The sequence below is a fragment of the Streptomyces sp. KR55 genome (assembly GCF_052245645.1).
Classification (GTDB): Bacteria; Actinomycetota; Actinomycetes; order Streptomycetales; family Streptomycetaceae; genus Streptomyces; species Streptomyces flavusporus.
The window spans coordinates 1-1,946 of sequence record NZ_JBQQCE010000849.1; the positions used below are offsets into that span (position 1 = coordinate 1).

At 67.5% G+C, this 1,946-nt stretch carries 3 protein-coding genes and 1 pseudogene; all 4 read right to left on the bottom strand.

Annotated features, from left to right (window positions below):
* A pseudogene (locus ACTWQJ_RS50905) lies at positions 1 to 100 on the bottom strand (GNAT family N-acetyltransferase); the annotation flags it as partial.
* A 107-nt stretch (positions 101 to 207) separates the two neighbouring features.
* Positions 208 to 1,062 (bottom strand): IS5 family transposase, encoded by an 855-nt coding sequence (locus ACTWQJ_RS50910; RefSeq protein ID WP_443313120.1) that lies wholly within the window; start codon positions 1,060 to 1,062, stop codon positions 208 to 210.
* A gap of 36 nt (positions 1,063 to 1,098) precedes the next feature.
* Positions 1,099 to 1,512, bottom strand: coding sequence for a hypothetical protein (locus ACTWQJ_RS50915; protein ID WP_443313121.1), 414 nt, complete (start codon positions 1,510 to 1,512; stop codon positions 1,099 to 1,101).
* A 3-nt stretch (positions 1,513 to 1,515) separates the two neighbouring features.
* On the bottom strand, positions 1,516 to 1,946 hold a 431-nt coding region (locus ACTWQJ_RS50920; RefSeq protein ID WP_443313122.1), incomplete at its 5' end, for a DUF6192 family protein.

Below are 1,946 nucleotides of genomic sequence, written 5' to 3' on the forward strand. Positions count from 1 at the left end.
GTGACATGTTGTGCAGGGCGGGCCGCGAGCGCAGGAAGTCTCCGGCTCGGGCGAGGAAGTCGTCGACGTCTTTGGTGAGTTGCCAGTCATCCGGGAGCATGCTTCATGATCCCGGATGTACTCGGCTCGGGGGAGTACTTGTTCAGAGATGCACCATCGCCACGACTGGTCCAACGCGTTTCAGCCACGTGACGTAACTGCTTCTGATCACGTAAGAGTTTTCCTCGTCCACTGGCTGGTCCGCGGGCTTTTGCGGGTCAGGCGTCGGGTCATCATGGTGATGAGTGCCCAGTTCAGGTGGGCTTCGGAGTGCTGGGGTAGCCGTTCATAGTCGCGTGCGTTGCGGCGGGCGTTCATGCACCAGCCGATCGTCCGCTCGACTTTCCAGCGGCGGGGCAGCACGACGAAGCCCTTCGTGCCTTTGGGCCGGGAGACGATGCGCAGGGTAAGCCAGAGGCGTTCGCGAGTCCAGTCCACGAGATCGCCGGCGTAGCCGCGGTCGGCCCAGACCTGGGTGATCTGCGGCTGGGTGAGGCGCAGGCGCCAGAAGACGTCGCGGGCGGCATCGCGGTCCTGGAGGTCGGCGGGCGTCACCGTGATCATCACGGGCAGGCCGAGCGTGTCCACAGTGATATGTCGCTTGCGGCCGTTGATTTTCTTCGCGGCGTCGTAGCCACGGCTGTTCTGGCCGACGGTGGAGGCGCCCTTGACCGACTGGGAATCCACGATCAGCGTCACCGGGTGAGGGCAGCGGCCCTTGCCAGTACGGATCCGGCGCCGGAGCTGGTCACGGATGTAGGTGACCACCCCGGCCCGGTTCCACCTCCAGAAAAACCCGTAAACCGTCTCCCACGGGGGGAAATCCGCAGGCAGAGCCCGCCACTTCGCGCCGTTGTCGACGATGTAGCGGATGCCGTCAACGATCTCCCGCCGCGGCCACTTCTCCGGGTGCCCGCCGGTCTTGGTCTGGCAGGCCGGGACCGGCAAGAGGGGTTCCAGCAGAGCCCATTCGGCAACGGAGGTGTCGGACGGGTAGCGGCGGCGACGGGATGAAGCGGGCATGGCGGGCTCGGCAGAGGTAATCGGCGATGGACGAGGCTATTTGGAGAGCTGGGCGAGGGTGGCGCGGACGCCGGTGAGCTGGGCGGTGGCGAGCTGGGCCCATTCGTCGTCGGGGTAGTGGGCCAGGTGGGGATCGAGCGTGCCCGTGATCACCCGCGTGAGCCGGCCGAGGATCTGCCGGAACTGCCGCTTGTCGTAATCGATCCAGTCGGCGGGGTCGTCGGAGAACATGTAGCCGTCCCTGCGGGTCCACGTGATCGGGGTCAGGTTCTCGGCGGCAACGACGTCGCGGACGTGCCGGATACCGCGGCCGACCTGCGAGCGGGTGAGGCGGGTGGCGGACATGAGCTGGTAGGTGTGCAGGCCAGCGGGGCGTGCTTCCATCAGGGCGACGCGGACCAGGTCGCCGTAGTACTCGGCCAGCGGCCGAGTCTCCCGGCGTCGCGGCATGGCCTACTCGCCTTTAAGTAGCTGGACGAGCTGCTCATCCAGGGTGAACTCGCCGTTGTCGAGGGCGCCTTCGAGCCAGTCCGCCGCAGCCCGGACACGGCCGATCTGCCGACGCACGGTCTCGCGCTCATCCTCGGTGAACTCCTGCCCCCGCAGCTGCGGGACCAGGCGGCCGAGGGTGGCCACGAAGCCGTGGCAGGAACCGACCAGGTCGAGGTACTCGATGGTGTGCTCGATCGCGCGGACAGCCGGAGTGCGTTCCCGGATCCGGTCGCGCATCTCGTGGGAGTTGTCGAACTGGGCGCGGTTGACGAGCATCCGGGTGGTGTCGTCCCGCATGGCCGTCCGGGCGACGGTCGGGCGGCGCAGCAGGTCGGTGGTCACCTGCTGGGCGACGGTGTCGTCCCTGGTCAGCTCCGTGACGACCCGGACCC